The organism is Litoreibacter meonggei, from assembly GCF_003663885.1.
In the GTDB taxonomy this organism is placed as follows: Bacteria; Pseudomonadota; Alphaproteobacteria; order Rhodobacterales; family Rhodobacteraceae; genus Litoreibacter; species Litoreibacter meonggei.
The window spans coordinates 122,010-145,934 of the sequence record NZ_RCCE01000002.1; the positions used below are offsets into that span (position 1 = coordinate 122,010).

The 23,925-nt window shown below is 58.3% G+C and carries 28 protein-coding genes, 1 tRNA gene and 2 pseudogenes; 17 read left to right on the forward strand and 14 right to left on the reverse strand.

All coding sequences use genetic code 11. The annotated features are described in order from the left end of the window. Nucleotides 1–473: 473 nt before the first annotated feature. Nucleotides 474–836 (reverse strand): hypothetical protein, encoded by a 363-nt coding sequence (locus tag BCF46_RS05300; RefSeq protein ID WP_121022504.1) that lies wholly within the window; start codon nt 834–836, stop codon nt 474–476. A 413-nt stretch (nt 837–1,249) separates the two neighbouring features. On the opposite strand from BCF46_RS05300, the pseudogene BCF46_RS05305 reads away from it, so the two are divergent. Then, nucleotides 1,250–1,399: pseudogene (locus tag BCF46_RS05305) on the forward strand (IS3 family transposase); the annotation flags it as partial. 52 nt (nt 1,400–1,451) lie between these two features. On the opposite strand, the pseudogene BCF46_RS05310 reads toward BCF46_RS05305, so the two are convergent. Beyond that, nucleotides 1,452–1,730 (reverse strand): annotated as a pseudogene (locus BCF46_RS05310) (recombinase family protein); the annotation flags it as partial. Nucleotides 1,731–1,953: 223 nt separating this feature from the next. Then, nucleotides 1,954–2,029, reverse strand: a tRNA-Thr gene (locus tag BCF46_RS05315). Between the two features lie 148 nt (nt 2,030–2,177). On the opposite strand from BCF46_RS05315, the gene BCF46_RS05320 reads away from it, so the two are divergent. Next, nucleotides 2,178–3,050 carry a hypothetical protein gene (locus tag BCF46_RS05320; RefSeq protein WP_121022509.1) on the forward strand — a complete coding sequence of 291 codons (873 nt, stop codon included), beginning with the start codon at nt 2,178–2,180 and terminating at the stop codon, nt 3,048–3,050. 5 nt (nt 3,051–3,055) lie between these two features. Here the strand turns inward: BCF46_RS05320 and BCF46_RS05325 are convergent, their stop codons facing one another. After that, nucleotides 3,056–3,316: a DUF2312 domain-containing protein gene (locus tag BCF46_RS05325; protein ID WP_121022511.1), complete on the reverse strand. Its 261-nt coding sequence runs from the start codon at nt 3,314–3,316 to the stop codon at nt 3,056–3,058. 137 nt (nt 3,317–3,453) lie between these two features. Here BCF46_RS05325 and BCF46_RS05330 point away from each other — a divergent pair, with 137 nt between their 5' ends. Continuing rightward, nucleotides 3,454–3,669: a hypothetical protein gene (locus tag BCF46_RS05330; protein ID WP_121022513.1), complete on the forward strand. Its 216-nt coding sequence runs from the start codon at nt 3,454–3,456 to the stop codon at nt 3,667–3,669. Nucleotides 3,670–3,672: 3 nt separating this feature from the next. On the opposite strand, the gene BCF46_RS05335 is transcribed toward BCF46_RS05330, so the two are convergent. The 3 genes from BCF46_RS05335 to BCF46_RS05345 form a co-directional block, all read right to left on the reverse strand. Continuing rightward, nucleotides 3,673–4,422 (reverse strand): SDR family NAD(P)-dependent oxidoreductase, encoded by a 750-nt coding sequence (locus tag BCF46_RS05335; protein WP_121022515.1) that lies wholly within the window; start codon nt 4,420–4,422, stop codon nt 3,673–3,675. 326 nt (nt 4,423–4,748) lie between these two features. Next, entirely contained in the window at nt 4,749–6,860 is a 2,112-nt protein-coding gene (locus tag BCF46_RS05340) for a 3-hydroxyacyl-CoA dehydrogenase NAD-binding domain-containing protein (protein WP_121022517.1), read from the reverse strand. Next, a complete protein-coding gene (locus tag BCF46_RS05345; protein WP_245989859.1) occupies nt 6,857–7,882 on the reverse strand; it encodes a phosphotransferase family protein in 1,026 nt (341 codons plus the stop codon). The genes BCF46_RS05340 and BCF46_RS05345 overlap by 4 nt, the downstream gene beginning before the upstream one ends. Nucleotides 7,883–7,985: 103 nt before the next feature. Here BCF46_RS05345 and BCF46_RS05350 point away from each other — a divergent pair, with 103 nt between their 5' ends. From BCF46_RS05350 to BCF46_RS05385, 8 genes are read left to right on the forward strand one after another with little or no spacing between them, the layout of a single operon-like run. Then, nucleotides 7,986–9,206, forward strand: coding sequence for an acyl-CoA dehydrogenase family protein (locus BCF46_RS05350; protein WP_121022519.1), 1,221 nt, complete (start codon nt 7,986–7,988; stop codon nt 9,204–9,206). Next, on the forward strand, nt 9,206–9,913 hold the full coding sequence (locus BCF46_RS05355) for a dienelactone hydrolase family protein (RefSeq protein WP_121022521.1): 708 nt from the start codon (nt 9,206–9,208) through the stop codon (nt 9,911–9,913). Before BCF46_RS05350 ends, BCF46_RS05355 begins: the two co-directional genes overlap by 1 nt. Before the next feature lie 32 nt (nt 9,914–9,945). Next, a complete protein-coding gene (locus BCF46_RS05360) occupies nt 9,946–10,356 on the forward strand; it encodes a protein tyrosine phosphatase family protein (RefSeq protein WP_121022523.1) in 411 nt (136 codons plus the stop codon). Between the two features lie 3 nt (nt 10,357–10,359). Beyond that, nucleotides 10,360–10,692, forward strand: a complete 333-nt coding sequence (locus tag BCF46_RS20065; RefSeq protein ID WP_281272085.1) for an SH3-like domain-containing protein — start codon at nt 10,360–10,362, stop codon at nt 10,690–10,692. After that, on the forward strand, nt 10,689–10,967 hold the full coding sequence (locus tag BCF46_RS20070) for an SH3-like domain-containing protein (RefSeq protein WP_281272086.1): 279 nt from the start codon (nt 10,689–10,691) through the stop codon (nt 10,965–10,967). The genes BCF46_RS20065 and BCF46_RS20070 overlap by 4 nt, the downstream gene beginning before the upstream one ends. Beyond that, a complete protein-coding gene (gene nthA / locus BCF46_RS05375; RefSeq protein ID WP_121022525.1) occupies nt 10,957–11,598 on the forward strand; it encodes a nitrile hydratase subunit alpha in 642 nt (213 codons plus the stop codon). Before BCF46_RS20070 ends, nthA begins: the two co-directional genes overlap by 11 nt. Further along, entirely contained in the window at nt 11,598–12,461 is an 864-nt protein-coding gene (locus tag BCF46_RS05380; protein ID WP_121022527.1) for a DMT family transporter, read from the forward strand. Before nthA ends, BCF46_RS05380 begins: the two co-directional genes overlap by 1 nt. Nucleotides 12,462–12,464: 3 nt before the next feature. After that, nucleotides 12,465–13,412, forward strand: coding sequence for a lysophospholipid acyltransferase family protein (locus tag BCF46_RS05385; protein ID WP_121022529.1), 948 nt, complete (start codon nt 12,465–12,467; stop codon nt 13,410–13,412). Here the strand turns inward: BCF46_RS05385 and BCF46_RS05390 are convergent. From BCF46_RS05390 to acnA, 3 genes are all read right to left on the reverse strand, one after another. Then, nucleotides 13,364–14,068, reverse strand: coding sequence for a DUF1223 domain-containing protein (locus BCF46_RS05390; protein WP_121022531.1), 705 nt, complete (start codon nt 14,066–14,068; stop codon nt 13,364–13,366). The two genes, BCF46_RS05385 and BCF46_RS05390, sit on opposite strands and share 49 nt — an antisense overlap. An 85-nt stretch (nt 14,069–14,153) precedes the next feature. Further along, nucleotides 14,154–14,600 (reverse strand): methyltransferase family protein, encoded by a 447-nt coding sequence (locus tag BCF46_RS05395; RefSeq protein ID WP_121022533.1) that lies wholly within the window; start codon nt 14,598–14,600, stop codon nt 14,154–14,156. A gap of 104 nt (nt 14,601–14,704) precedes the next feature. Then, nucleotides 14,705–17,473 (reverse strand): aconitate hydratase AcnA, encoded by a 2,769-nt coding sequence (gene acnA / locus BCF46_RS05400; protein ID WP_121022536.1) that lies wholly within the window; start codon nt 17,471–17,473, stop codon nt 14,705–14,707. 165 nt (nt 17,474–17,638) lie between these two features. On the opposite strand from acnA, the gene ccmA reads away from it, so the two are divergent. The 4 genes from ccmA (at nt 17,639) to ccmD (ending at nt 19,911) form a co-directional block, all read left to right on the forward strand. Continuing rightward, complete coding sequence (ccmA, locus tag BCF46_RS05405; protein ID WP_121022538.1) at nt 17,639–18,268, forward strand: heme ABC exporter ATP-binding protein CcmA; 630 nt, start codon at nt 17,639–17,641, stop codon at nt 18,266–18,268. Beyond that, a complete protein-coding gene (gene ccmB / locus BCF46_RS05410) occupies nt 18,265–18,921 on the forward strand; it encodes a heme exporter protein CcmB (RefSeq protein WP_121022540.1) in 657 nt (218 codons plus the stop codon). Before ccmA ends, ccmB begins: the two co-directional genes overlap by 4 nt. A 75-nt stretch (nt 18,922–18,996) precedes the next feature. Next, entirely contained in the window at nt 18,997–19,725 is a 729-nt protein-coding gene (locus BCF46_RS05415; protein WP_121022542.1) for a heme ABC transporter permease, read from the forward strand. A gap of 24 nt (nt 19,726–19,749) precedes the next feature. Next, complete coding sequence (gene ccmD, locus BCF46_RS05420; RefSeq protein WP_425454411.1) at nt 19,750–19,911, forward strand: heme exporter protein CcmD; 162 nt, start codon at nt 19,750–19,752, stop codon at nt 19,909–19,911. Nucleotides 19,912–19,918: 7 nt separating this feature from the next. Here the strand turns inward: ccmD and BCF46_RS05425 are convergent, their stop codons facing one another. The 3 genes from BCF46_RS05425 to BCF46_RS05435 all read right to left on the reverse strand — a co-directional run bounded on the left by BCF46_RS05425 (nt 19,919) and on the right by BCF46_RS05435 (nt 21,168). Further along, nucleotides 19,919–20,416 carry a MarR family winged helix-turn-helix transcriptional regulator gene (locus BCF46_RS05425; RefSeq protein WP_121022546.1) on the reverse strand — a complete coding sequence of 166 codons (498 nt, stop codon included), beginning with the start codon at nt 20,414–20,416 and terminating at the stop codon, nt 19,919–19,921. An 84-nt stretch (nt 20,417–20,500) separates the two neighbouring features. Beyond that, nucleotides 20,501–20,779, reverse strand: coding sequence for a succinate dehydrogenase assembly factor 2 (locus BCF46_RS05430; RefSeq protein ID WP_121022548.1), 279 nt, complete (start codon nt 20,777–20,779; stop codon nt 20,501–20,503). Continuing rightward, the gene (locus tag BCF46_RS05435; RefSeq protein WP_121022550.1) at nt 20,776–21,168 is read right to left on the reverse strand and encodes a helix-turn-helix domain-containing protein; all 393 of its coding nucleotides are present in this window, start codon (nt 21,166–21,168) and stop codon (nt 20,776–20,778) included. Before BCF46_RS05435 ends, BCF46_RS05430 begins: the two co-directional genes overlap by 4 nt. A 92-nt stretch (nt 21,169–21,260) precedes the next feature. Here BCF46_RS05435 and BCF46_RS05440 point away from each other — a divergent pair, with 92 nt between their 5' ends. Both BCF46_RS05440 and BCF46_RS05445 read left to right on the forward strand, forming a co-directional pair. Next, complete coding sequence (locus BCF46_RS05440) at nt 21,261–22,463, forward strand: pyridoxal phosphate-dependent aminotransferase (protein ID WP_073140631.1); 1,203 nt, start codon at nt 21,261–21,263, stop codon at nt 22,461–22,463. Between the two features lie 211 nt (nt 22,464–22,674). Next, the gene (locus tag BCF46_RS05445; RefSeq protein ID WP_121022552.1) at nt 22,675–23,205 is read left to right on the forward strand and encodes a GFA family protein; all 531 of its coding nucleotides are present in this window, start codon (nt 22,675–22,677) and stop codon (nt 23,203–23,205) included. Here the strand turns inward: BCF46_RS05445 and BCF46_RS05450 are convergent. Continuing rightward, nucleotides 23,202–23,846 (reverse strand): glutathione S-transferase family protein, encoded by a 645-nt coding sequence (locus tag BCF46_RS05450; protein ID WP_121022554.1) that lies wholly within the window; start codon nt 23,844–23,846, stop codon nt 23,202–23,204. The genes BCF46_RS05445 and BCF46_RS05450 overlap by 4 nt on opposite strands. Between the last annotated feature and the right edge of the window lie 79 nt (nt 23,847–23,925).

Sequence of the window (23,925 nt, forward strand, 5' to 3'; positions counted from 1 at the left end):
TCCATTTAGGGCTATTTGCTAAGAGAGTGTTTGTTGCTCACCGTACCACCGAGGAGTGGACGATGACGAGCAGGCGCATCTTATGGGCCATTCGATCGGTGCAATTCGTGGCAGACCCGTCTACGGCAGCGACTTGGACCTGCGTATCCGCGCGCTATTGCAGGAGATGATCTCGTTCGAGACGCCTACATAGAAGCCGCGTCCAATCAAGGTGCTGCGTCGCGAAATCGATATGATCTTGAATGAAAAAGGCCACCGAACTGAATGATTCAGTGACTCGTCGCCGCGGCAGTCAAGAGACCGGTGCGGATTGTGTCAAACTCGAGAAGCCTCGTCGCGCAAAGTCTGTTAAAGACATCCGCGCTGCAAAGTGTAAAGCTAAGAAGCTCCACATCAGCATTTGAATTAGTCCAACCCTAGGATAACAATTCACCCTCGGCCTGAGGGCCGAGGGTTTTTCTTTGTGCAGGTAATCAACTTCCAAGCAGTGCTTTGTCGTCACCCCAATTCCAATCAGCCGGTGCGCGACGAAGCACTACATCATCGCGTCTGAGCGTATCTGACTCGGCATCATAAATATATTTGCTACCCATATTGCCGTATTCCATCACGTTACCATCGACTTCTCCAGCGACCATGAAAGTCTCAAGCCGTCTGTTGAAATCAAGCGCTGTGGTCTCAATTTGTACGTTGCCCCCTCCGATATCGGATATCTGCAAGACTAATGCCTTTCTTGGATCAGCCCACCTTCCGACGAAATTTTCCGCGTCGTCTTCTCCGCACGCAGATAGAAGGACCAGTGGTAGCGACATTAGTAGTGTTTTGAGATAGAGCATAGTTTATTTCCGATTTCTGTATCCACAAGATGGGTGCGGTTCGTCCGCACTAACCAACTCAAGATAAAGCGATATTTTGTTAAGATTGAGTTTCCTCACTGCAGCAATCTTCGGATTTTTGGCAAAACCCCGTTTTGGAGCCCACGCCCAACCAACTGCTGCGGCGTGAGATTGAAGAGGTCCTCAACAAAAAGCCCACTGGCCGGGTAAATCTTTTACTCCGTAGCCGAGGCGTTCAACTATCAGGCCGCCGCTCGCTGGCCTCCTACGATCTTCCTGATCTCATCAAGTCGATCATTTTGCGATGACATCGCGATCGGCTCCGCTTGTCTGACGTCAGCGTTTATGGGTCCATTTAGGGCTATTTGCTAAGAGAGTGTTTGTTGCTCATCGTGACCACCGAGGAGTGGACGATGAGAAAGGCAACGACGAGCCCCGGCGAGAAGATCGTGAAAGACATCAAGCGAGCAACCCGCAAGCACTATTCATCCGAAGAGAAGATCAGGATCGTCTTGGATGGCTTGCGTGGCGAAGACAGCATTGCTGAGCCGTGCCGCCGTGAAAGCACACCCTAATATAACTGTTTAGCTTCCGTCCAAGTGAGTTCCATGGGGTCCCTTCCCTCTGACGTTCCAACATGATTGACCGCTCAAACTCAGCCACACCGCCCAAGACGGTCAACATCAACCTCCCTGTGGGGGTACTGGTATCAATCCCCATATCAAGAATACGCAACGCTGCACCCTTGTCAGTCAGGACTGCAAGGACTTCCAACAGGTGCGCAACAGAACGCGCAAGGCGGTCCAGCTTGGTGACCACAAGGGTATCGCCCTCCCTCACATAGCCCAGCGCTTCGTCCAGCTTGTGACTGGCTTTCACGTCCACTGAGGACAAGGGCCTTTTCCAGCGCCTCCCTGAGTTGCTCTAATGGATACCTTCAAGGACCTTTGGAACCCTGCGACGGTACTCAAAGCTGCCCGTTCTATTGTTCTCTCTTAGGTATTTCACTGTCACATTCCGCATCGCTTAGACCTACTTTGTGTAGCTAAACGTGTAGTTGGGTAGGATGCAAGAGGATCATTAATCCTTAAACATCAATGCCTTGTGAGTGAATTAGTGGTGCCCCCACACGGACTCGAACCGCGGACCTACTGATTACAAATCAGTTGCTCTACCAGCTGAGCTATAGGGGCACTGCGGGCGCTTATAATGCGAGAAAGTGCGCGTTCGCAAGGCTGTAAATGCAACTATTCCTACAACAATTCGCTTTCGCATTTGATTGCAAGATAATGGGTCGGTAAACAAGCGAGAACCTTTTTAAAGACGCAAGGCATCGCTCGCATGGAAATCGTCCTACACGTCGGCGCTCATAGCACGGATGAAGATAACCTTCTGAAATGCCTGTACAAAAACAAGGGTCAGCTCGGCAAAAGCGGAATAATCGTTCCAGAGCCCTCAAGGTACCGGCCCGCCATTCGCGAAACCATGCAAGCGCTGGACGGCGACATCGCACCCATTGAAACTCAGGAAGCGCTCATTGACAGTATCATGGACGAGGACCACGCAGAGCGGGTCATTCTCAGCCATGAGAGTTTTTTGTGTGTCCCCGGGCGCAGCATCGGTAAAGGTGAATTCTACCCGACGGCAAGCTTCAAGGCCTCTAGATTACGGAACTTGTTCTCTCGCGAAAACGTGCGGTTCTGCATCGCACTGCGCAACCCGGCGACCTTCATCCCGACGGTATTTGATCGGGCAAAAGACCCGAATTTCGAAAGCTTCCTCGATGGGACGGATCCCATGGACTTGCGGTGGTCAGGGCTTGTCACGCGCCTACGCACCATGGTGCCAGATGCCCCGATCACCGTTTGGTGCAACGAGGATACCCCCCTGCTTTGGCCGCAAATCCTAAAAGCGGTTGCAGGCACGGATGACGAATTTCGCTTTGACGGGGTGAACGACTTTCTTGGCACCATCATGGGCCGCGGTGGGCAAAACCGCTTGGAGAGCTACCTTGCTGCTCACCCGCCCCAAACTGAAAGCCAAAGAGAGCGCATCATCGCAGCTTTCCTAGACAAGTTCGGTGGCGATGCCTTGGAGCAGGAAATTGACCTTCCCGGCTGGACCGAGGCTTATGTCAATCAGCTGTCCGAGTTGTATGAACGGGATGTGGACCTGCTCGATGCAATGCCCGGCGTCACCTTCATGACGCCGTAAGCCAATTACATTCCAAGCGCTTCTTTATAAAGCTCCAACACAGCCTCTTCCTCAGAGATATCCTGCGGGTCACGTTTGCGAAGGGCCATGATCTTGCGCAGCACCTTGGTGTCATAACCACGACCCTTTGCCTCGGCCATTACTTCTTTTTGCGCCTCTGCGAGGTCTTTCTTTTCTTGGTCAAGGCGCTCGTAGCGCTCCACGAACTGGCGCAGCTCATCTGCGGTGACACGGTAAGTGCTATCGACGACGGAAGTGTCAGACATGGGGGCGGTTCCTTGGCGCTTGAGTGGATCAGAACCAACGAGATACTAAGCCCCGCCCTCACCTTCAAGGTCCAAACGGTTGCGACAGTCGCTTGACTGGGCTAGGCCACCGCCACAGACACAAAGGAGTGTGCGCCATGTCCAACCTGATCCCCCTTGGGGCCGTGATTACATTGATGGGCCTCGTTGGCCTGATCTGGTGCATCCTCAAAGTTGCGCGCGCGCGCAAACAGGGCCTCAGTGACGAGGAACTGCGCGCTGTTATGCAAACCACGGTGGGCCTGAACCTTGGCGCGTTGCTCCTGTCTGCGATTGGGCTGATGATGGTGGTCCTTGGAATTATCCTGGGCTGACGCTCAAACTGAGCCCGCTTCCACCATAAAGTTGTTCGCCGTGCACATCGCCGCGTCGTCAGATGCCAGAAACAGAATCATTCGTGCCACATAGATGGGGTCGATCAGGTCAGGCAGGCATTGGCGGTCGCGATGCTTCTCGATGGACTCCGCCGTGACCCACAATTCCTTTTGTCGCTCTGTCATGATCCAACCGGGAACCACGGTATTCACGCGAATACGGTAGTCGCCCAAATCTCGCGCCATAGTGCGGGTCAGTCCCTGCACGGCGGATTTGGCGGTGGCGTAAGCTGGAAAATTACCCCCCGCCTCCATCCATGAGTTCGACCCCAGATTGATGATGCTGCCCTGACCGGCCTCGATCATGCCCGGTGCCACCGCTTGGATCGCGAAGAACATGTGACGCAGGTTGGTCTGCATCCGTTCGTCCCAATACTCCGGTGTCACATCGCGCCAGTCGTGGCGGTCGTCTCGGGCGGCGTTGTTGACCAGAACTTCGAATGCGCCCATCTGATCGGCCAGCTTGGCGATGGCAGCTTGTGTTGCCGCAATATCGCGGAGGTCGCACAGCTCGTACATCGCGCCCGTGGCGTTCGACACGGCGGCGCTGGCATCAGCATCAAGGTCCAAAAACGCCACCTGTGCCCCCTGCTCCACAAACGCCTCTACTGTGAGTGCGCCGATCCCCGACGCGCCACCAGAGATCAGAACACGCTTGCCCTTGAGGCTTGGGTAGATGGCAAATTCGGGCATGCGAAGTTCCTCGTCTTGGTTGGTTAGGTGTCATGATTTGCTCAGCCACACTTCCGCGCAAATGGGGGAATTGCAATGAACAAAGAACGTGAAGGATGTGTTGGGGTCCGATGATGAGACATGGCATAGCCACGAGCATTCTGGCTACGACGATATCGCAAACCCTAGCCGTGTGGCAGTCGAAGGCCTTGTTGCGCGCAGCGCGTCCGAGGTCGAAACACCGACCGACATTGCACGCGCTTCGGTGTCATTCACATCTGCGTCCCCGGTTCCGCTCAGATCGAGGCAATCATTGCCGAAATGCTATCTGCGCTGTCAAAAAAGATCTAAACCGTATTCAAATCGGCAAACTTCTGGCGCTCGTTTGCAAGCATCGTAAGCACTGGTGCGGCCCCCCAAAGGGACGGATCTTCGGGGGCCAGAACGGACAACCGCGACGCAATAATCGACGGCGTGGTCGCATCTGCATCCATCATCGGCCCGCCTCTGCTGCGCGGGTAGCCAAAGCCATGCACCATGACCGCGTCGATGTCACTTGGCCGCGCGGCAACGCCTTCGCCCAAAAGGCGCGCGCCGGCATTCACAATCGCTAGCAAAATGCGATCCCGAATGTCACGGTCCGAGAACTTGCGCGGCACGATGCCCTTGTGCGCGCGGTGCTCTGCGATCATCTTCAGCACGTCGCCGTTCGGAACGCCCATATGGTGCCCACCGGTATAGATGTAATAACCGCGACCGGACTTCTGCCCCAACCACCCCTGCTCCACCATCTTGTCGGCAATCTCGACATAGCGGGCGTCGGGGCTGCGAGGTTTCAACTGGCGGCGCGCATAAGCAATATCAAGGCCCGACATATCGGCTATCTGATACGGTCCCAGCCGGAACCCGAACTCCCGCATCGCACCGTCAATTTGCGAGGGTGTCGCGCCGTCTTCCAGCATGATGTCCGCGGCGTGACGATAGGCTTCTAGAATGGAATTCCCGATATACCCTTCCCCGAACCCGTTATGAACATGAGCCCGCACGGCGGTTTTTCCCAAGGCACGCGCGAAGCCTAAGGCCGTCATCACCGCTTGGGCGGATGCGTCGTCATGCACCCCGACCTCGACAAGTTTGTTGGCCTGCGCGGGGGCAAAGAAGTGCAAGCCAATGGTATCCTCTGGCCGCCCTGTCGCCTCTGCCAATGCGGCAAGGTCCAGATAGGACGTGTTGGTGGCAATCACTGCCTCAGATTTCGCGAACACTGCGATGTCAGCCAACAGGTTGGCCTTCAGCTCGAAATTTTCTGCGACGGCTTCAATCACGAGGTCCGCTTCCCCGATCAAGTCCAGCTTGTTGGTCAATTGCAGATGCGTCAGCGCCGCAGCACCTTGGGCTTCCGACAACCGCCCTTTGGCAATCGAGCGTTCGTAATGCGCCCCGATCCGTTCCAGCGCCGAATTCACCCCATGTTCGTCTAACTCAACCAAGGTCACCGCAAGCCCGCTTTGCAGCGCGGCAATCGCGATACCCGATCCCATCAGCCCACCACCGATGATGGCTACGCGTTCTACTTGCGCGGGCTTGGCCTCGGCCGCCTCGGGAAATTTCGCGGCGGCGCGTTCTGCAAAAAACGCATGTCGCAACCCTTTGCTTTCGCGCGACGTGACGCATTCCTCAAATGCAGACCGCTCTACCTGCAAACCTGTTTCTATGGGCAGCAGTAACGCAGATTCCACACAGTTGACGATCTTGAGTGGCGCTAGGGCATTGGCACCCAGCTCTGCTTTAACCCGCGCCCGACGGGCAGCAACCGCCGCCATATATCCCGCACCATCCAGCAGATGTGCGCGATGTTCCGACGTTGGCCGGGGCTTCTTTACAGTCGAGGCATAAGTGACAGCCTCCACTCGTAAATCATCTTCTGCGACCAGATCAACAAGCCCGATCTCAGCCGCGATTTCGGCGCTGACCTGATTACCCGTCAGCATCATATCAAGCGCCAACTCAGGCCCGATCAGCCGTGGCAAGCGCTGCGTGCCACCCGCCCCCGGCAAAATTCCAAGCAGTAGTTCCGGCAGACCCATCCGCGCCGTTTTCGCCGAGACACGGTAATGCGCGGCCATCGCCAATTCCAGCCCGCCGCCTAATGCCGTTCCTTGGATGGCTGCAATCACTGGTTTGCGCGCACTTTCCACCAAGCTGCAAAGCTGGCCCAGAGACGGTTCCTGCGGAGCCATATCAAACTCGCGGATATCCGCGCCCACCGGGAACGTCCGCCCGTTGGCGGCAATAATAATCGCGTCGGTCTTGTCGTCGGCCAGCGCCGCGTTCAATGCCGCAGCAATCCCCAAACGCACGGAAACGCCCAGCGCGTTAACCGGAGGGTTGTCAATAACGACGAGTGCTACATTGCCTTGGCGCTCTAGTCGAACGGGGTGTTTTGGAGCCTGTTTCATATAGCTTTTTCGCTTGGTTCGTGCGCTATGTCCACTGCCTGATTGATAAGCACCGGTATCGCGGCTGCGTATTTCTGTGCAGTTTCGGGGTTAGAGGCATTTCCACCCTGCGCCCGTGCCACGACGCCCTGCAATATCGCTGCCAGTCGGAAATAGCTGAACACGAGGTAGAACGCCCAGTTGTCAGGCGGCGCCATCGCGCGTTTTTTACAATATCGGGCGATGTAGTCCTGCTCCGAAGGCAAGCCCAATTCCGTGCGGCTCAATCCGCCTAACCCCCTCATGCCGCCCTCATAGGGAAGTCGCCATTGCATACATTGATACGCCAGGTCAGCCAATGGGTGGCCCAAAGTGGACAACTCCCAGTCCAGCAAGGCAATCACCTCCGACGCATCGTGCGCAAACATCATATTATCCAGCCGGTAATCGCCATGCACCAGTGCCACTTCCCCGTCATCCTCTGGCAGGTGCAGTTCCAACCACGCCATGATGCCCGTCATGCCGCGATCCGGCACATCAACAGAGGCAAGATATTGCCGCGACCAGCGGTCGATCTGTCGGGCAAAGTAGCTCCCTGGCTTTCCAAAATCGTTCAGCCCGACTGCGGACACGTCAACGCTGTGCATTGCCGCCAATGTATCCGCCATCGCGTCATAGACCGCCCCGCGTTCATGTCGTGGCATCTCAGGCAAGCTTGGATCCCAAAAAATACGGCCCTCCAGATACTCCATCACAAAAAACGCGCGCCCCAGGGGGGACATCTCGTCTCTCGCCAAATGCAGCATCTTTGGAACTGGAACAGCTGTGTCAGCCAAGCCCGCCATCACCTCGAACTCCCGCTCTACGAGATGGGCAGATTTCAGCAAAGGTCCGGGCGGCTTGGTCCGGAGCACGAAACTGCCAATATTGGTGATCATCTTGTAGGTTGGATTTGATTGCCCCGTTCCAAATTTCTCAAGACGCCTGATAGCCCCCAACTCAGGCGCATGCGCCGCAAGGTAGGGGGTCAAGCTGGCAATCATTAAATCTGTGGTCCCGCCCATAACACCGACATTACCCCGCTTTGCGCGATTGACAAGCGCCGCTCTGCCGCCGACCCTCGCAACAACGACAAGGAGGCACATTATGGACTTAGGGATCAGCCCACGACTGAACCCCATTCGCGACGCGGTGGCAGAGATGGTGCGCGACGAAATCGCCCCCTTGGACGCAGAATATTTCGCCGAAGTCGAAGTTGGTGATCGCTGGGAATTCACCCCGCGCCAAAGTGAGATCGTCGAAGGGCTAAAAGCCAAGGCCAAGGCTGCGGGCCTGTGGAACCTGTGGTCGCCTGCCACAGGTCATGCGCTATCCACCGTCGAATACGCCTATTTGGCCGAGGAGATGGGCAAGGCCCACCTCGCCCCCGAAACCTTCAACTGCAACGCCCCCGACACCGGCAACATGGAGGTGTTCGAGAAATACGGCTCCGACGCAATGAAAGACCGCTGGCTTGCCCCGTTGCTAGCTGGCGAAATCCGTTCCGCCTACCTGATGACGGAACCCGATGTCGCCTCCTCCGATGCGACCAACATTGCGCTGTCCTGCGTGCGTGACGGCGACGACTACGTCTTGAACGGCGAGAAATGGTGGGCTACCGGCGCGGGCGATCCGCGCTGCGCGGTCTATATCGTCATGGTGCGCACAGTTCGGGATGGGCCGAAACATGCGCAGCATTCCATGATCGTCGTCCCCTCGGATACGAAAGGCATAGAAAAGCTCCGCGCGATGGAGGTCTACGGCGATGACGAGGCGCCGCACGGCCACATGCATATCCGCTTCACCGATGTCCGCGTCCCCGCTGAAAACATGCTTTTGGGCGAAGGGCGCGGCTTCGAAATTTCCCAAGGCCGCCTTGGCCCCGGTCGCATCCACCACTGCATGCGCGCCATCGGCATGGCCGAAAAGGCGTTGGCGCTGATGATCCGCCGCTCGCTGTCACGCGAGGCGTTCGGCAAGCCGCTTGCTCAGTTGGGCGGCAATTACGACTATATCGCCAATGCCCGCACGCAGATAGAGCAGGCCCGCCTGCTCTGCCTGAAAGCCGCATGGATGATGGACCAAGGCGACGCCCGTGCCGCCGCCCCGTGGATCAGCCAGATCAAGGTCGAGGCCCCGCGCATTGCGTTGGAAATTACCGACCAAGCCGTGCAAATGTTCGGCGCGCAGGGTATTTCCCAAGACACCCCCCTCGCCCGCCAATGGGCGCATCTGCGCACTCTGCGCCTGGCAGACGGCCCCGACGCCGTGCACCGTCGCCAAGTCGCCCGCGCAGAACTTCGCAAATACACGCAGGAGAAAGTTTGATGTCCGAACTTCGCTACACGGCAGAAGATACCACCTGCATAGGCTATGTCGCCTATCCCAAGGGTGCAGGCCCGCATCCCGTCGTCATCGTCACCCCCGCTTTCGGCGGTCTGGACGATTTCGCGCGGGGCAAGGCTGACTGGCTGGCAGGCTTGGGCTATATCGGCTTCGCGGTGGATTATTACGGCGAAGGTCGCACCGCTCGCGACGAGGCGCAGGCCACCGAGATGATGCACGTCTTGCAAAACGACCGCACGACGCTATTGGTCAGAATGCAAGCCGCCTTGGACACCGCACGCGCTCTGCCCGACGCGGACAAATCGAACATCGCGGCCATTGGCTTCTGCTTCGGCGGCAAGGCCGTGTTGGACCTCGCCCGCTCCGGCGCGACGCTGGCTGGTGTCGTCCCGTTCCACGGCATCTTCGACGCGCCGCCTTCCGGCTGCTCTAAAATGAACACCTCCGTGCTGGTACTGCATGGCTGGGATGACCCGCTCGCCACGCCCGATCAGGCAGTTGGTCTTGCCAAAGAACTGACCGAATATTGCGACGACTGGCAGATGCTGGCCTTCGGCCATACCAGCCACGCCTTCACCAACCCTGCCGCGCAAAGCCCCGAGGCGGGTATGGCCTACGCAGCCTCATCAAACGACCGCGCGTTTGCAGCAATGCAGGCATTCCTCAAAGAACGCTTCGCTCAACGCTAGACGCACCCCGTAACCCACAGTAATTGGTACTCATGGACATTCGCACACTCTCCCCCGACTTCGCCGTATCGCCACAAATCCATGTCTCGGATATGGAGGCCATCAGGGCCGAAGGCTTCACCCACGTCATCTGTAATCGACCATCGGCAGAAAGCGCCCCCGGCGACAAACCCGACGAGATTGCGGAGGTGGTCACAGCCGCAGGATTAACCTTTGTGGATAACCCCGTGGTCATGGGCCAACTCACCATGGACAATGTCGAGGCACAGAAGATCGACGGCAAGGCGCTCGCCTATTGCGCTTCCGGCACTCGGTCTGCCATTGTCTGGGCCTTGGCAGTCGCAGGCACGCAGCCGACTGCTAAAATCCTCGACACACTTGCTGACGCCGGCTTTCCGATGCCGCAGCTTGGCCCCCAGATCGACGCATTAGCGAAAGGCTAGAGCATGGAAAACCCCGAACACCGCTGGCACGACATGGGCGGCGACGCCGCCGGTCCCGTCCCGATGGACGGCCACGACTTTGCCATCTGGGAAAAACGCGTCGATGCGCTGGTGATCCTTGGCCAGCAACGCGGACATTTCACCGTCGACGGCCTGCGCCGCGCGCTGGAGGACATGGGCGAGCAAGCGTTCGAGAGCATGACCTACTACGAACGCTGGGTTGCGTCGCTGAACCAGAACCTGATCGAGGCGGGCGTTTATTCGCTGGAAGAACTCGGCACCAAGATGGAAGAAATCAAGGCCCGCGGCGACACCTACGGCGCGGTGCAGTCGTGACCCTAACGCCTGGCTCCACGGTCCGCATCAAGACCATGTCCCCCTTGGGCCACATCCGCACGCCGCATTATCTGCGCGGCAAAACCGGTGTCGTCGAACGCGTCCTTGGCCCTTTCAAGAACCCCGAGCAACTGGCCTACATGGTCCCCGCGCCCACCCGCACGCTCTACCGTGTCCGCTTTGAGATGGGTCATATCTGGCCCAACGCAGAAGCCCCGCAAGACACGCTGGACGCCGAAATCTACGAACACTGGATCGACCAAAATGCCCCATGATCATCACGACCATGACCACCTGTCCGCGTCCGGCCACCCTTACCGAAAGGACAATGATGGCCAACTAACTTACTGGCAAACCATGGAAATCGCCATCCGCGAGTTAATGGTTGAAAAGGGCGAGCTGACGCCCGCACAAATCCAAGCGCAGATCGACGCGATGGATGATCGCTCCCCCGCGAACGGGGCCGCAGTGGTGGCCCGTGCATGGACTGATCCCGACTTCAAGAAACGCCTGCTGGCTAACGGCTCCGACGCCGCCCGCGAAATGGGCTTCGACATTGGCCCGATGCATCTGGTCGCCGTCGAGAACACCATCGACACACATAACCTGATCGTCTGCACGCTCTGCTCGTGCTACCCGCGCAATCTGCTGGGCCTGCCGCCCGACTGGTACAAAACCCGCGAGTATCGCTCCCGCGCGGTGCGCGAGCCGCGTGCCGTCCTGCGCGAGTTTGGCGTGGACCTGCCCGCAAACATTACCCTGCGCGTCCACGACAGCACCGCTGACATGCGCTATATCGTGCTGCCCGCCCGCCCCGAAGGCACCGATGAGATGACCGCCGAGCAACTGGCAGAACTCGTCACCCGCGACAGCATGATCGGCACCGGCCTGCCTAAATCGCCCTGATGGTGGAAAACAACGTCGCGCGGGGCATCGCCCTGATGCTCGCGGCCACGCTTATGTTTACGCTGATGGATGTCTGCGCCAAGGCGCTCTCCACCCGCGTCGACACTGTGCAGACCCTGTGGGCACGCTACACGGTGCAGATGGTGCTGGTCACGCTGATCGTGTCGCCGCGCCTGCGCTCCGTCATCCACACAGAGCGCCTAGGCCTACAGGTCTTCCGCGCCATCGTGCTGCTGGCCACAACCGGATTTTTCTTCGTCGGTTTCAAAAAAATGTCGTTGATCGAGACCACCGCTCTCATGCAAATCGCCCCGATTTTTATCATGGTGGGCGCCGCGATTTTCCTTGGGGAGACCTTCGGGATACGTCGCGCAGCAGCGGCGGCGATCGCTCTCATCGGTGCCATGATCGTACTGCGCCCCGGCACCGAAGCCTTCACCCCCTATGCCCTGTTCACCTTGGGCGGCGTGGTCTGTTATTCGACCTATGCGCTTGCCACACGCTACGCGGGTCGGGGTGAAGACGTCTGGACCTCGCTTTTCTACACCGGCACCGTCGCCACGCTGGTTCTCTGCGTGATGGTGCCTTTCTTCTGGCAGCCGCTGGAGGCCTCCGACCTGCCCTACATGCTGGGCGTCGGCCTGCTTGGCACCATCGGGCAATTGCTGCTGATCCGCGCGCTGTCCATGGCCCCCGCGTCTGTTCTTGCACCGTTCACCTATGTGGCGCTGATCTTCTCCAGCGTCTGGGGCGTGGTGTTCTTCAACAACTATCCCGACGGGCCGGTCTATATCGGGGCGCTTGTTATCGTCGGGGCCGGGCTTTATGTCTGGCACCGTGAAACACGGGTTAAAACCAGCTAACACATGGCACTAGGCAGCACAGCACAAGGGCGTCGCGGCGCGGGCGAATACGTCACCTATCTGGTGATCCGCGCCATTATCGGGCTGGCGCTGCTGGTGCCCTATCGCTGGCGCGTGCCCATGGCGGGCTGGATCGTCTCGCGCGTCGTTGCCCCCTTGGCGGGCTATTCCAAACGGGTGCGGGAAAACCTTGCCTATGTCTGCCCCGACCTGCCTGAGGCCGAGGTGAGGCATCTCGTCCGTGCAGTCCCCGACAACGCAGGCCGCACGCTGATCGAGATATATTCCGGCGCAGGTTTCACCGACCGCTTCAAACACGCCCCGCTGACCGGCGCGGGCGTAGAGGCACTGCACGAAGCCCACGCGGAAGGTCGCCCCGTCGTCCTCGTCACCGGCCATTTCGGCAATTACGACGCCCCCCGTGCGGCGCTCATCGCAGCGGGCTTCAACGTCGGCGCGCTCTACCGCGAGATGAACAACGCCTATTTCAACCCCCACTACGTCGCCGCCATCAGCAAGGTCGGCACGCCGGTTTTTCCACGCGGGCGTCAGGGTTTGGCGGGGTTGATCAAGTTCCTGCGCTCCGGTGGCATGGCGGGGTTTCTGGTGGATCAATACATGTGGGACGGCGAGGATCTGACCTTCTTCGGCAAACCCGCGCCCACCGCGCTGTCCGCAGCTGAATTGGCATTGAAATACAAGGCTTTGGTAATACCCGTCTACGGAATACGCCAGCCGAACGGCTTGGATTTCGAGGTGGTCTGCGAAGCGCCCATCGAGCACTCGACAGCCAAGGAAATGACGCAGACCCTCAACGACTCCTTAGAGGCCTTGGCGCGTCAGCACATGGATCAATGGTTCTGGATTCACCGCCGCTGGAAACCCGAACAGGCGGAGGTCCGTCAGTCAATCCGCGCGGCTGCCAAGATGGGGCCAAACGATCCGTCCTGAATAAACACTACCGCCGGATGATCCCCTGGCGCCTCGGCTTCAATGCTCAGATCAGCATCCCCGTTCCAATCGCCAATAGAAACCAAACTCTCTACCACGTTGTGATAGGTGACGTCCTTGCCGGCATTCTCGCCAGAGCGAATGCTCACCTTCTGCTCTCGGATGTAGCGCGCAACCTGAATCAACATTTTACTGGGCACATCGCCCGTCCGCCGTGCCTTTATCTGGAGAGTCCCGCTGGCATCGCGGGTCAGTTTCAGCGCCACCGTCTCTGCCATGTTCTTGTGACGATCAATATGCTTGGCTAGCTGCATGGCCTTGGTTCCGACAATCTCGTCAGTACCGGCAATCACCATCTGCGGCGTGTAGATCATGGTGCTTTGCGACGCACGGGCATAGCCGCGTTGACGCTCTGTATTGGCGGGACTCGCGAACTCGTCGACCCAGCCAAGGTAATCCCAATAATCCACGTGCAGGCTCAGGGCGATCACGTCATCGCGATCCGCCAATTCGCCCAGCAACGCATCAGCCGGTGGGCAGGAGGAACATCCTTGAGAGGTGAACAATTCCACCACAACCGGCCCACCCGCATAGGCGGGAAATGCGGATGCCAGTGTTAAAGAGGCAATTGCTGCGGCAGTCAGGCGTTTGATCATGTCAATCTCTGTGTTCCATAAGGGTCTTTCTCTAACTTAGGGTGTCACTACCCCACACGCCAATCAAGCCTTTGCGAGCAATGCGTCAGAGCCACCGCCGCGTCGCTTGCAGGTATATCTCGGCCTCGTCGCCAAAGGTCGCACGAAGCGTCGCCTCCTCGGGGATTATAAAACGGCGGTTCATGACCATGATAAACAGCGGGACCAACGCGAGACACAACAGCTGGCCAAGCCAGACAATCACGCCGGCCAGTATCGTTGCCATGCCAAGGTAAATCGGGTTGCGCGACAGCTGGTACGGACCCTCGACAATCAGTGTTTTAGGAACGTGGTGCGGCTCGATGGTGGTGTTGCGACGCCAAAACCAAAAGGCTGACCAGCCTATCAGCACAAGGCCAACGGCAAACAGTCCCCAGCCAACAATGCTCAATAGGGCGATGTTCAAACGGGCGGGCAATAGCATCGCTCCGACCCAGCTTAGGCAGATGAAGCCAAGCATCCAGAGCGGCGGAAGGTCAGGAAATTTGTTCATGTAACGACACTACCGTCGGCCCCACCGAAGGCAAAGCGCCATATGCAATAAAAGGCCCGCCACGAGGTTATCGCAGCGGGCCAAATCTTGGTCAGATTTTAAATTTAGGCCACAGCCAAGTCACGTAGCACGTAGTGCAGAACACCACCATGCTCGATGTATTCCTTCTCGATCGCTGTATCGATCCGGCATTTCAACGTGATGTTTTTTACCGTGCCATCCGCCATGGTGATTTCGCAAGGCACGTCGGATAGCGGCTTCAGATCGCCCTCAAGACCGGTGATGTTCACCGTTTCCTCGCCGGTCAGACCCAGCGATTTGCGGCTGTCGCCACCGGTGAATTCGAACGGGATCACACCCATACCAACAAGGTTGGAGCGGTGAATACGCTCGAAGGTTTCCGCGATCACGGCTTTGACGCCCAGAAGTGCAGTGCCTTTGGCAGCCCAGTCACGCGAGGAACCAGCGCCGTATTGCTCGCCCCCGAAGACGACCAGCGGTGTGCCTTGCTCCTGATACGCCATCGCCGCGTCAAAGATCGACGCTTGCTCGCCGTCCGGCCCTTTGGTGTAGCCACCTTCGACGCCGTCCAGCATCTCGTTCTTGATGCGGATGTTGGCGAAGGTGCCGCGCATCATGATCTCGTGGTTACCGCGACGCGAGCCGTAAGAGTTGAACTCGCGCGGGGCCACTTGACGCTCGATCAGGTACTGACCCGCAGGGCTGCTTTGCGCGAAAGAGCCCGCAGGGGAGATGTGGTCCGTCGTGATCATGTCGCCCAGAACGGCCAGAACCTTGGCCCCTTTCACGTCCGCGATCACGCCCGGCTCTGCCGACATGTCTTGGAAGTAAGGCGGGTTCTGCACATAGGTGGACGTCGCAGGCCAGTCATAGGTCAGGCTGTCCGTCGTCTCCACGCCCTGCCATTTGTCGTCGCCTTTGAACACGTCCGCATATTTTTCACGGAAGGCTTCGCGGGTGACGGTTTGCTCGACCAGATCCGCGACTTCCTTGGAGGTTGGCCAGATGTCTTTCAGGTAGACGTCATTGCCGTCCTTGTCTTGGCCCAGCGGGTCTTTCGCGATGTCGATATTCATGTCGCCAGCCAGTGCGTAGGCCACAACCAGCGGCGGCGAGGCGAGGTAGTTCGCACGCACGTCGGGACTGATGCGCCCCTCGAAGTTGCGGTTGCCCGACAAAACAGAGGTTGCGATCAGGTCGCCCTCGTTGACGGCTTCGGACAGTTCCGGCGCGATGGGGCCGGAGTTGCCGATACAGGTGGTGCAGCCGTAGCCGACAAGGTTGAAGCCGATGGCATCCAGATCCTCTTGCAGGTTTGCGGCTTCCAGATAGGCCGAAACCACCTGAGACCCGGGCGCCAGCGAGGTTTTCACCCAAGGCTTGCGGGTCAGACCCAGCGCACGCGCCTTGCGTGCCACAAGCCCCGCCCCGATCATCACATAAGGGTTCGAGGTGTTGGTGCAGGACGTGATCGACGCAATCACGATGGAGCCGTCATGCAGGCGGTAATCCTGACCTTTAACGGCAAGGGATTTGTGGTGCCCTACATCTCCCGGGATGTGCGCAGGAGCCGGTTGTCCGCCCTCGCCCGTCCATTCTTTCTTCTCGTCTGTCGGTGCGCTTTTCTCGGGACGCTGGCCTTTGATGTACTCGCCGAATGCTTTTGCCGCTTGATCAAGCGCAATGTAGTCCTGCGGGCGCTTCGGGCCGGAAATAGCAGGTACGATGGTGCTCATATCAAGGCTCAAGGTATCCGTGTAGATCGGCGCGTAATCCGCACCGCGCCAGAAGCCGTTTTCCTTGGCATAGGCTTCAACCAGCGCGATGGTCTCTTCCTCGCGGCCGGTATTGGTGAGGTAGCGCAGCGTCTCGTTATCAATCGGGAAGAAGCCACAGGTCGCGCCGTATTCCGGCGCCATGTTGGCAATCGTCGCACGGTCGGCCAGTGGCAGATTGTCGAGGCCTTTGCCGTAGAATTCCACGAACTTGCCGACCACGCCCTTCTCGCGCAGCATTTCAACGACTTTCAGCACAAGGTCAGTGCCGGTGGTGCCTTCGACCATGGCCCCCGTCAGCTCGAAGCCGACAACTTCAGGGATCAGCATGGAAATCGGCTGGCCCAGCATCGCGGCCTCGGCCTCAATGCCGCCAACGCCCCAGCCCAAAACAGCCGCGCCGTTGACCATGGTGGTGTGGCTGTCGGTGCCGACAAGCGTATCGGGATAGGCCACCATCTCGCCGCTTTGGTCCTTGTCGGACCAAACGGTCTTGGACAGATACTCAAGGTTAACCTGGTGACAGATGCCGGTGCCGGGCGGCACAACGCGGAAGTTGTTAAACGCGGACTGACCCCATTTCAGGAAGGTATAGCGCTCCATGTTGCGCTCGTATTCGCGGTCGACGTTCATCTGGAACGCGCGCGGGTTGCCGAACTCGTCGATCATGACCGAGTGGTCAATGACCAGATCAACAGGGTTCAGCGGGTTAATCTTTTCAGGGTCGCCACCAAGGTTTTTCAACCCGTCGCGCATCGCAGCCAGGTCGACCACGGCAGGCACGCCGGTGAAGTCTTGCAGCAGGATACGGGCGGGGCGATATGCGATTTCCTTGGGGTTCTTGCCGCCTTGCTTGGCCCAGTCCGAGAACGCCTTGATGTCGTCGACGTGAACCGTTTTGCCGTCCTCAAACCGAAGCATGTTTTCCAGCACCACTTTCAGCGCGGCGGGCAGTTTGGAGAAGTCGCCGAGGCCAGCTTCTTCAGCCGCCTTGATCGAATAATAGGCGAAGGTTTTGCCACCGGCACTTAAGCTGCGGCGGGTCTTGGCGGTGTCTTGTCCGACGACGATAGGCATAGCTGGGACTCCCGAAATTGACATAGAATGGAATTGCTATGGCCGTCTTGCCCCAAGAAACACAGGCGATCAAGGGGGCATAACGTCCTTTAAGCGCTTTTTGTATACTATTGCATACATTTTTACCTGTTTTCGCCACGCAGCCGATGCGCTAGGCGTGTTTCGATGAAATTTGGTGTCGAAAATCTGGCCTGCCGACGTGGCGAGGTGACAGTGCTCACTGGCGTAACTTTCGAGGTCGCCGCGGGGGAGGCGCTTATTTTACGCGCGCCCAACGGTGCGGGAAAGACCACGCTGCTGCGCTGTTTGGCGGGCCTGACGCCACCCGTTTCGGGCAAGCTCGGCTTCTCGACCGAGGATGTCGCCTACGCCGCCCATGCGGACGGGTTGAAGGCGCAGTTAAGCGTCGAAGAGAACCTGCAATTCTGGGCCGATATCTTCGGCACCCGCGATATCACCCCCGCTGTTGAAACCTTCGATCTGGAAAGCCTGCTCACGCGCCGCGCCCAAGACCTCTCCGCTGGTCAAAAACGCCGCCTATCGCTGTCGCGCCTGATGCTCACCGGACGCGCAATCTGGGCGCTGGACGAACCCACGGTCTCGCTCGATACCGAAAACGTCGCCCGCTTCGCCGCCGCGATCACTGCACATATGGCAGCAGGCGGCTCCGCCATCTTGGCCACCCATATCGACCTCGGCTTGCCCTCCGCGCGCACGCTCGACCTCTCGCCCTATCGCGCAATCTTGCAAGACGCCCCGTCGGATGACCCCTTTCTGGACGAGGCGTTCCTATGATCGCCCTCCTCCGCCGCGACCTTAGACTTGCGATCCGTGCAGGCGGCGGCTTCGGCCTTGGCCTTGCGTTTTTCCTGATCCTCGTGGTGCTGGTCCCCTTCGGCGTCGGGCCAAACTCCGACATCCTGTCGCGCATCGCCCCCGGCATCCTATGGGTCGGAGCGCTGTTGTCCTGCCTGCTGTCACTCGACCGCATCTTCCAGCTCGACTACGAGGACGGCACGCTAGACCTGCTCGCCACAGCACCCCTCCCGCTGGAGGCGGCCGCAACACTCAAGGCCCTCTCCCATTGGCTCACCACCGGTTTGCCGCTAACAATTGCCGCCCCATTCCTTGGCGTTCTGCTCAGCATGCCAAGCGGCGCAACCTTCTGGTTGGTGGCCTCGCTGGCACTCGGCACCCCTGCGCTCTCCATGCTCGGCACTTTCGGCGCGGCCCTGACTGTCGGCCTGAAACGCGGTGGGTTGCTGGTCTCGCTGCTGGTGCTGCCGCTCTACATGCCAACGCTTATTTTCGGGGCCGAGGCCGTGCGTCGTGGTGCCGAAGGCCTGCCCGCCACCACCGCCCTACTCTTCCTTGCAGCCATCACTGCAGGCTGCGCGGCGCTGCTGCCCTTCGCCTCCGCCGCCGCCCTGCGGATGAACCTGCGATAGAACACGCGCGAATGTGACATATGGCCCGCCGCAAATCCCATTGCCCCGCACGAAAGCATCCCATAACAGTAGCCCATGTCGATCTGGGAATACGCAAATCCGACCCGCTTCATGCAGACATCTGGCAAGCTGTTGCCAACGGTGGCTGTGTTGTCTTTGCTGTGTCTGGTCATTGGCCTGATCTGGGGGTTCTTCTTTACCCCGGATGACTACCGCCAAGGCTCCACCGTCAAGATCATCTACCTACATGTGCCCAGCGCCCTGATGGCGATCAATGCGTGGCTGATGATGCTTGTCACCTCGCTGATCTGGCTCATCCGCCGCCACCATGTCTCCGCCCTCGCAGCCAAGGCTGCGGCACCGATTGGGCTGACTATGACAGTGATTGCGCTGATCACCGGCGCGATCTGGGGCCAGCCTATGTGGGGCACCTATTGGGCGTGGGATCCGCGCCTGACCTCTTTCCTGATCCTGTTCCTGTTCTACCTCGGCTATATGGCGCTTTGGGCCGCGATCGAGAATCCCGATACCGCCGCCGACCTCACCTCGGTCCTCTGCCTCGTCGGCTCAGTCTTCGCGTTGCTATCGCGTTATGCGGTCAACTTCTGGAACCAAGGTCTGCACCAAGGCGCGTCCCTTTCGCTGGACAAGGAGGAGAACGTCGCCGACGTTTTCTACCTGCCGCTGCTGGTCTCAATAGCCGGATTCGTGCTTTTGTTCCTTGCGCTGGTTTTGCTGCGCACCCGCACCGAAATCCGTATCCGCCGCGCCGGCGCCTTGGTCGCGCGCGAACGTCTTAGCTAACCGCAGGCCCGCAAAGGACGCATCATGCCCGATCTTGGAAAATACGCCGACACCGTGCTGTCCGCCTATGCCATCAGCATCGTGATCCTGATCGGCCTTGTCGCGTTGTCCGTCTGGCAATCGCGCCGCGCACTCACCCGCCTCGCCGAGATCGAGGCACGCCGCAATGCTGCGAAATCCCGTTGATTTCATCTCAATAGATATATCTGATCTGATCTGACCAATACCGCTCCATCCGGTGCAGCGAATGGTTGATGGTATCAATCCCGTCATTGCCGAGGATGCCGTTTTCTTCCAGACCAATTGCGTGACGCTCGAACAGGTCGGTCACATGATTGCGCACCGCACGCCCCTTTTCCGTCAGCCGTACGCGCACCGATCGCCGGTCAATCTCACACCTCTGGTGGTGCATATAGCCCATCTCCACCAGCTTCTTGAGGTTGTAAGACACATTCGATCCCTGATAGTAGCCGCGCGATTTCAACTCGCCTGCGGTCACTTCGTTCTCGCCGATGTTGAACAACAGCAGCGCTTGGACCGAGTTGATGTCTAGGACGCCCAACCGTTCAAACTCGTCCTTGATCACGTCCAGCAAAAGCCGGTGCAACCGTTCCACCAAGGCAAGGCTTTCCAGATATCCGGTCATAAACATGCGAGCCTGTGGGCTGGCAACGGGGTTGTGCATACTCATATTTCGTTCTCCGACTGCGGGTGCTCGCACAGCCGGAATAGTCGGAGAATCACCAATAAACGGTTAAATGCGCGAAAATCTTCGCTAAAAGATCTTCGATCCGTTAACCGCTTGCGCAATCAGCCCCGCGAACCGCTCCGGTGCGGCCGCCTGCCCGGACGCCCACTGATACATATCATGGTCGCTCTCGCTCAGCATCTCGTCATAGAGCGCCAGATCGGCATCGGACAGCCCATCCAGCCCATTGCTTGCAAACCCGCCAAGGATCAAATCCATTTCCTTGATCCCGCGCCGCATAGAGCGCAGTTTGAGCCGCCGAAGCTTGGTCTCTCGCGGCTCGCCCTTTGGCCCCAACTCTTTCATTCCGGTGTCCGCAGCAATTTGCCCAGGCGCTTTTCCAGCCGCCCCAGATGATCCGCCAGTCGGGCGAACTCTGCCTTGGTACGGCGCATTTCCAGCAGGATGCCCTTAACGTCACCCGACAAGTCCACCTCGCCCACAGGCGCGTCCAGACCTTCGCCTTCCGCCGTCAGGAGCCAGCGCATGGACACATTCAGCATCCCCGACATCATCGACAAGCGGTTCGCGCGCGGCTCGTCCACGTCATCTTCCCAGCCGCGAATTGTCTTCAGTTTCACGCCCAGTTTCTTGGCGAGGTGTTCCTGTGTCAGCCCTTGCGCCTCGCGTGCGGCGGCGACACGGTCTCCAAATGTGGCGTTCTCGTTGCTGAAATACATTTCGGGGTCGTCCATTTCTGGCTCCTTGCAAGGGCGTTATCGCTTGATTGCGTTCGGGCCTATCCGTAAGACCCTCATGTCCATTGTTCAACCTGACGAGGCGTCACATGTCCTTCCTTTCCGAGACCCTTTCCCGCGTAAAACCGTCGCCCACCATTGCGGTGACCCAAAAAGCCGCGGAGCTGAAGCGCGCTGGCAAGGACGTGATCGGCCTTGGTGCAGGCGAGCCGGATTTCGACACGCCAGACAATATCAAGGATGCGGCCATCGCCGCGATCCATGCTGGTAAAACCAAATACACCGCCCCCGACGGCATCCAAGAGCTGAAAGAGGCGATCTGCGCGAAGTTCAAGCGGGACAACGGGCTGGACTACACGCCCTCGCAGGTCAGCGTCGGCACCGGCGGCAAGCAGATCCTCTATAACGCCCTGATGGCCACGCTGAACGAGGGCGACGAGGTCGTGATCCCCGCCCCCTATTGGGTCAGCTATCCCGACATGGTGCTGTTGGCAGGCGGCACGCCGGTCATTGCTGAAGCGTCGCTGCAAACCAACTTCAAGCTCACCGCCGACCAGCTGGAAGCCGCAATCACCGACAAGACCAAATGGCTGATCTTTAACTCGCCCTCCAACCCCACCGGCGCGGGCTATTCGTGGGACGAGCTGAAAGAGCTGACCGACGTGCTGATGCGCCACCCGCATGTCTGGGTGATGTCGGACGACATGTACGAACACCTCGCTTATGACGATTTCAAGTTCTGCACCCCCGCGCAGGTCGAACCCGCCCTGTATGACCGCACGCTAACCGTCAACGGCGTCTCCAAGGCTTACGCCATGACCGGCTGGCGCATCGGCTATGCCGCTGGCCCAGAAAAGCTGATCGGGGCGATGCGCAAGGTGCAATCCCAATCCACCTCCAACCCCTGCTCTATCAGCCAATGGGCGGCGGTCGAGGCGTTGAACGGCACGCAGGACTTCCTCGCACCAAACAACGAGAAATTCGTGCGCCGCCGCAATATGGTGGTGGAGATGCTGAACGCCGCCGAAGGCATCGCCTGCCCAACGCCGGAAGGCGCGTTCTACGTGTACCCGTCCATCGCGGGCTGTATCGGCAAGACCACCGCCGCAGGCACCAAGATCGAGGATGACGAAACCTTCGCCACCGCCCTACTTGAGGAGCACGGCGTCGCCGTCGTCTTCGGGGCCGCCTTTGGTCTCTCCCCCAACTTCCGCGTCAGCTATGCGACCTCGGACGAGAATCTCAAAGAGGCCTGCACCCGCATCCAGACCTTCTGCGCGGCGCTAAAGTAACTATACCAGCGACCGCGCCCGGCGGGCGCGGTCTCTCTCTGAGTTGAACGGCAGCTTCGAGCCCTTAGTAACTGATGCTGAGGCTTGCGCGAAGGTCGGCTTTCATAGTTACATGCAGAGTGTGACAGTCCCGATTTTTATACGTAATGATTGCGGTAGGGAGATTGGGCTATTGCGGGCGGAAAATTCTCTCAGTGGGTTGGGGTAAGGCATGCAGTCAGGTCAATGTTTATGTGGTGCCTTGAAGTTTCAAGTGACCAGCGAACCCAAAGACATTATCAATTGTCATTGCAATTTCTGCCAGCGCGCGACTGGAAGTGCTTACCTTGTTGAGACAATCTTCGATGAAGCAAATTTTGATCAAGTTAGAGGAAAGCCGGAAGTCTACCAGCACCAAAGTGCTGGCAGCGGCAAGATAATTTACATTCACTTTTGCCGCAAATGCGGCACCAAAACACATATGCTATTTGAACGTTTCCCCGACATTGTTGGCGTTTTCTCGGGGACGTTTGAAGAAACGGATTGGTTCCAACGCACAGCAGAAAACTCGCTACATTTCTTTCTAAGCAGCGCGCCCAAGGGAACAGTTCTACCTGCAGGTTTTGAGGTTTTTGATGGTCACTATTGGCTATCTGAAGGGGTGTCAGATAAACCCCAAGTGTTCGACGAACCAACCATTGTGACCGACGAAATACGCCGCGATAGCCGTGACCGCCTTCGACAGCACGAAGAGCAGACTTAAGCTTTGTGCATTTGTATGACCTTTTGAACGGTCTGACGTTCAGAAACGGCAATGAAGAGGTCGTGCAGCTTGGGTCGATCCACCAACAGGCGCTCTCTTTCAGGAAAAAAAATGACCAACATAAAAGCATAGAAGTCTAGTGCAGTGACACCACTCGGCAGAAAGAACGGTGATCCGGAGATTGCGGAATCTATGGCATCAAACTGCGTGAGAAGACGGCAGCGTGCGTTATCGACAAGTGCGTCGTGGGCAGCGGTGTCATCGATAAAACGTTCGGGATGATTGAGCTGCACAAACGTCATGTAGGGACTGGCTGCCATGAAAATAAGCCAGCGCAGAAAGACTGGACGCTCCCGCCCATTGGGACGTGGGATATAGCCTGTCTCTGGATGCCTATCCCCCAAGCTCAAAACAATTGCCGCGCTCTCACCAATGATTGTTCCATCTGGAAATGAAAGTGCTGGAACTTGTCCTGTTGGATTGATTTTCAGGTAAGCTTTGGAACGATGTTCGCCTGCTGCCATGTCAACGGGTTTCAGGGAGTAAGGCAATCCCATCTCTTCTAGCAGAACCTCAACGACCAATGCGCCTGACATTGCTTCCCAAAACAATGAGTATTCCACTGATTCCAACTGGGCCATCCTCCAACACTATGCAATTTCCTTTCACAGGATAAGAGCCTAAAAGCACGCATTTGACGACCGCGCGCGTTGGCCAAAA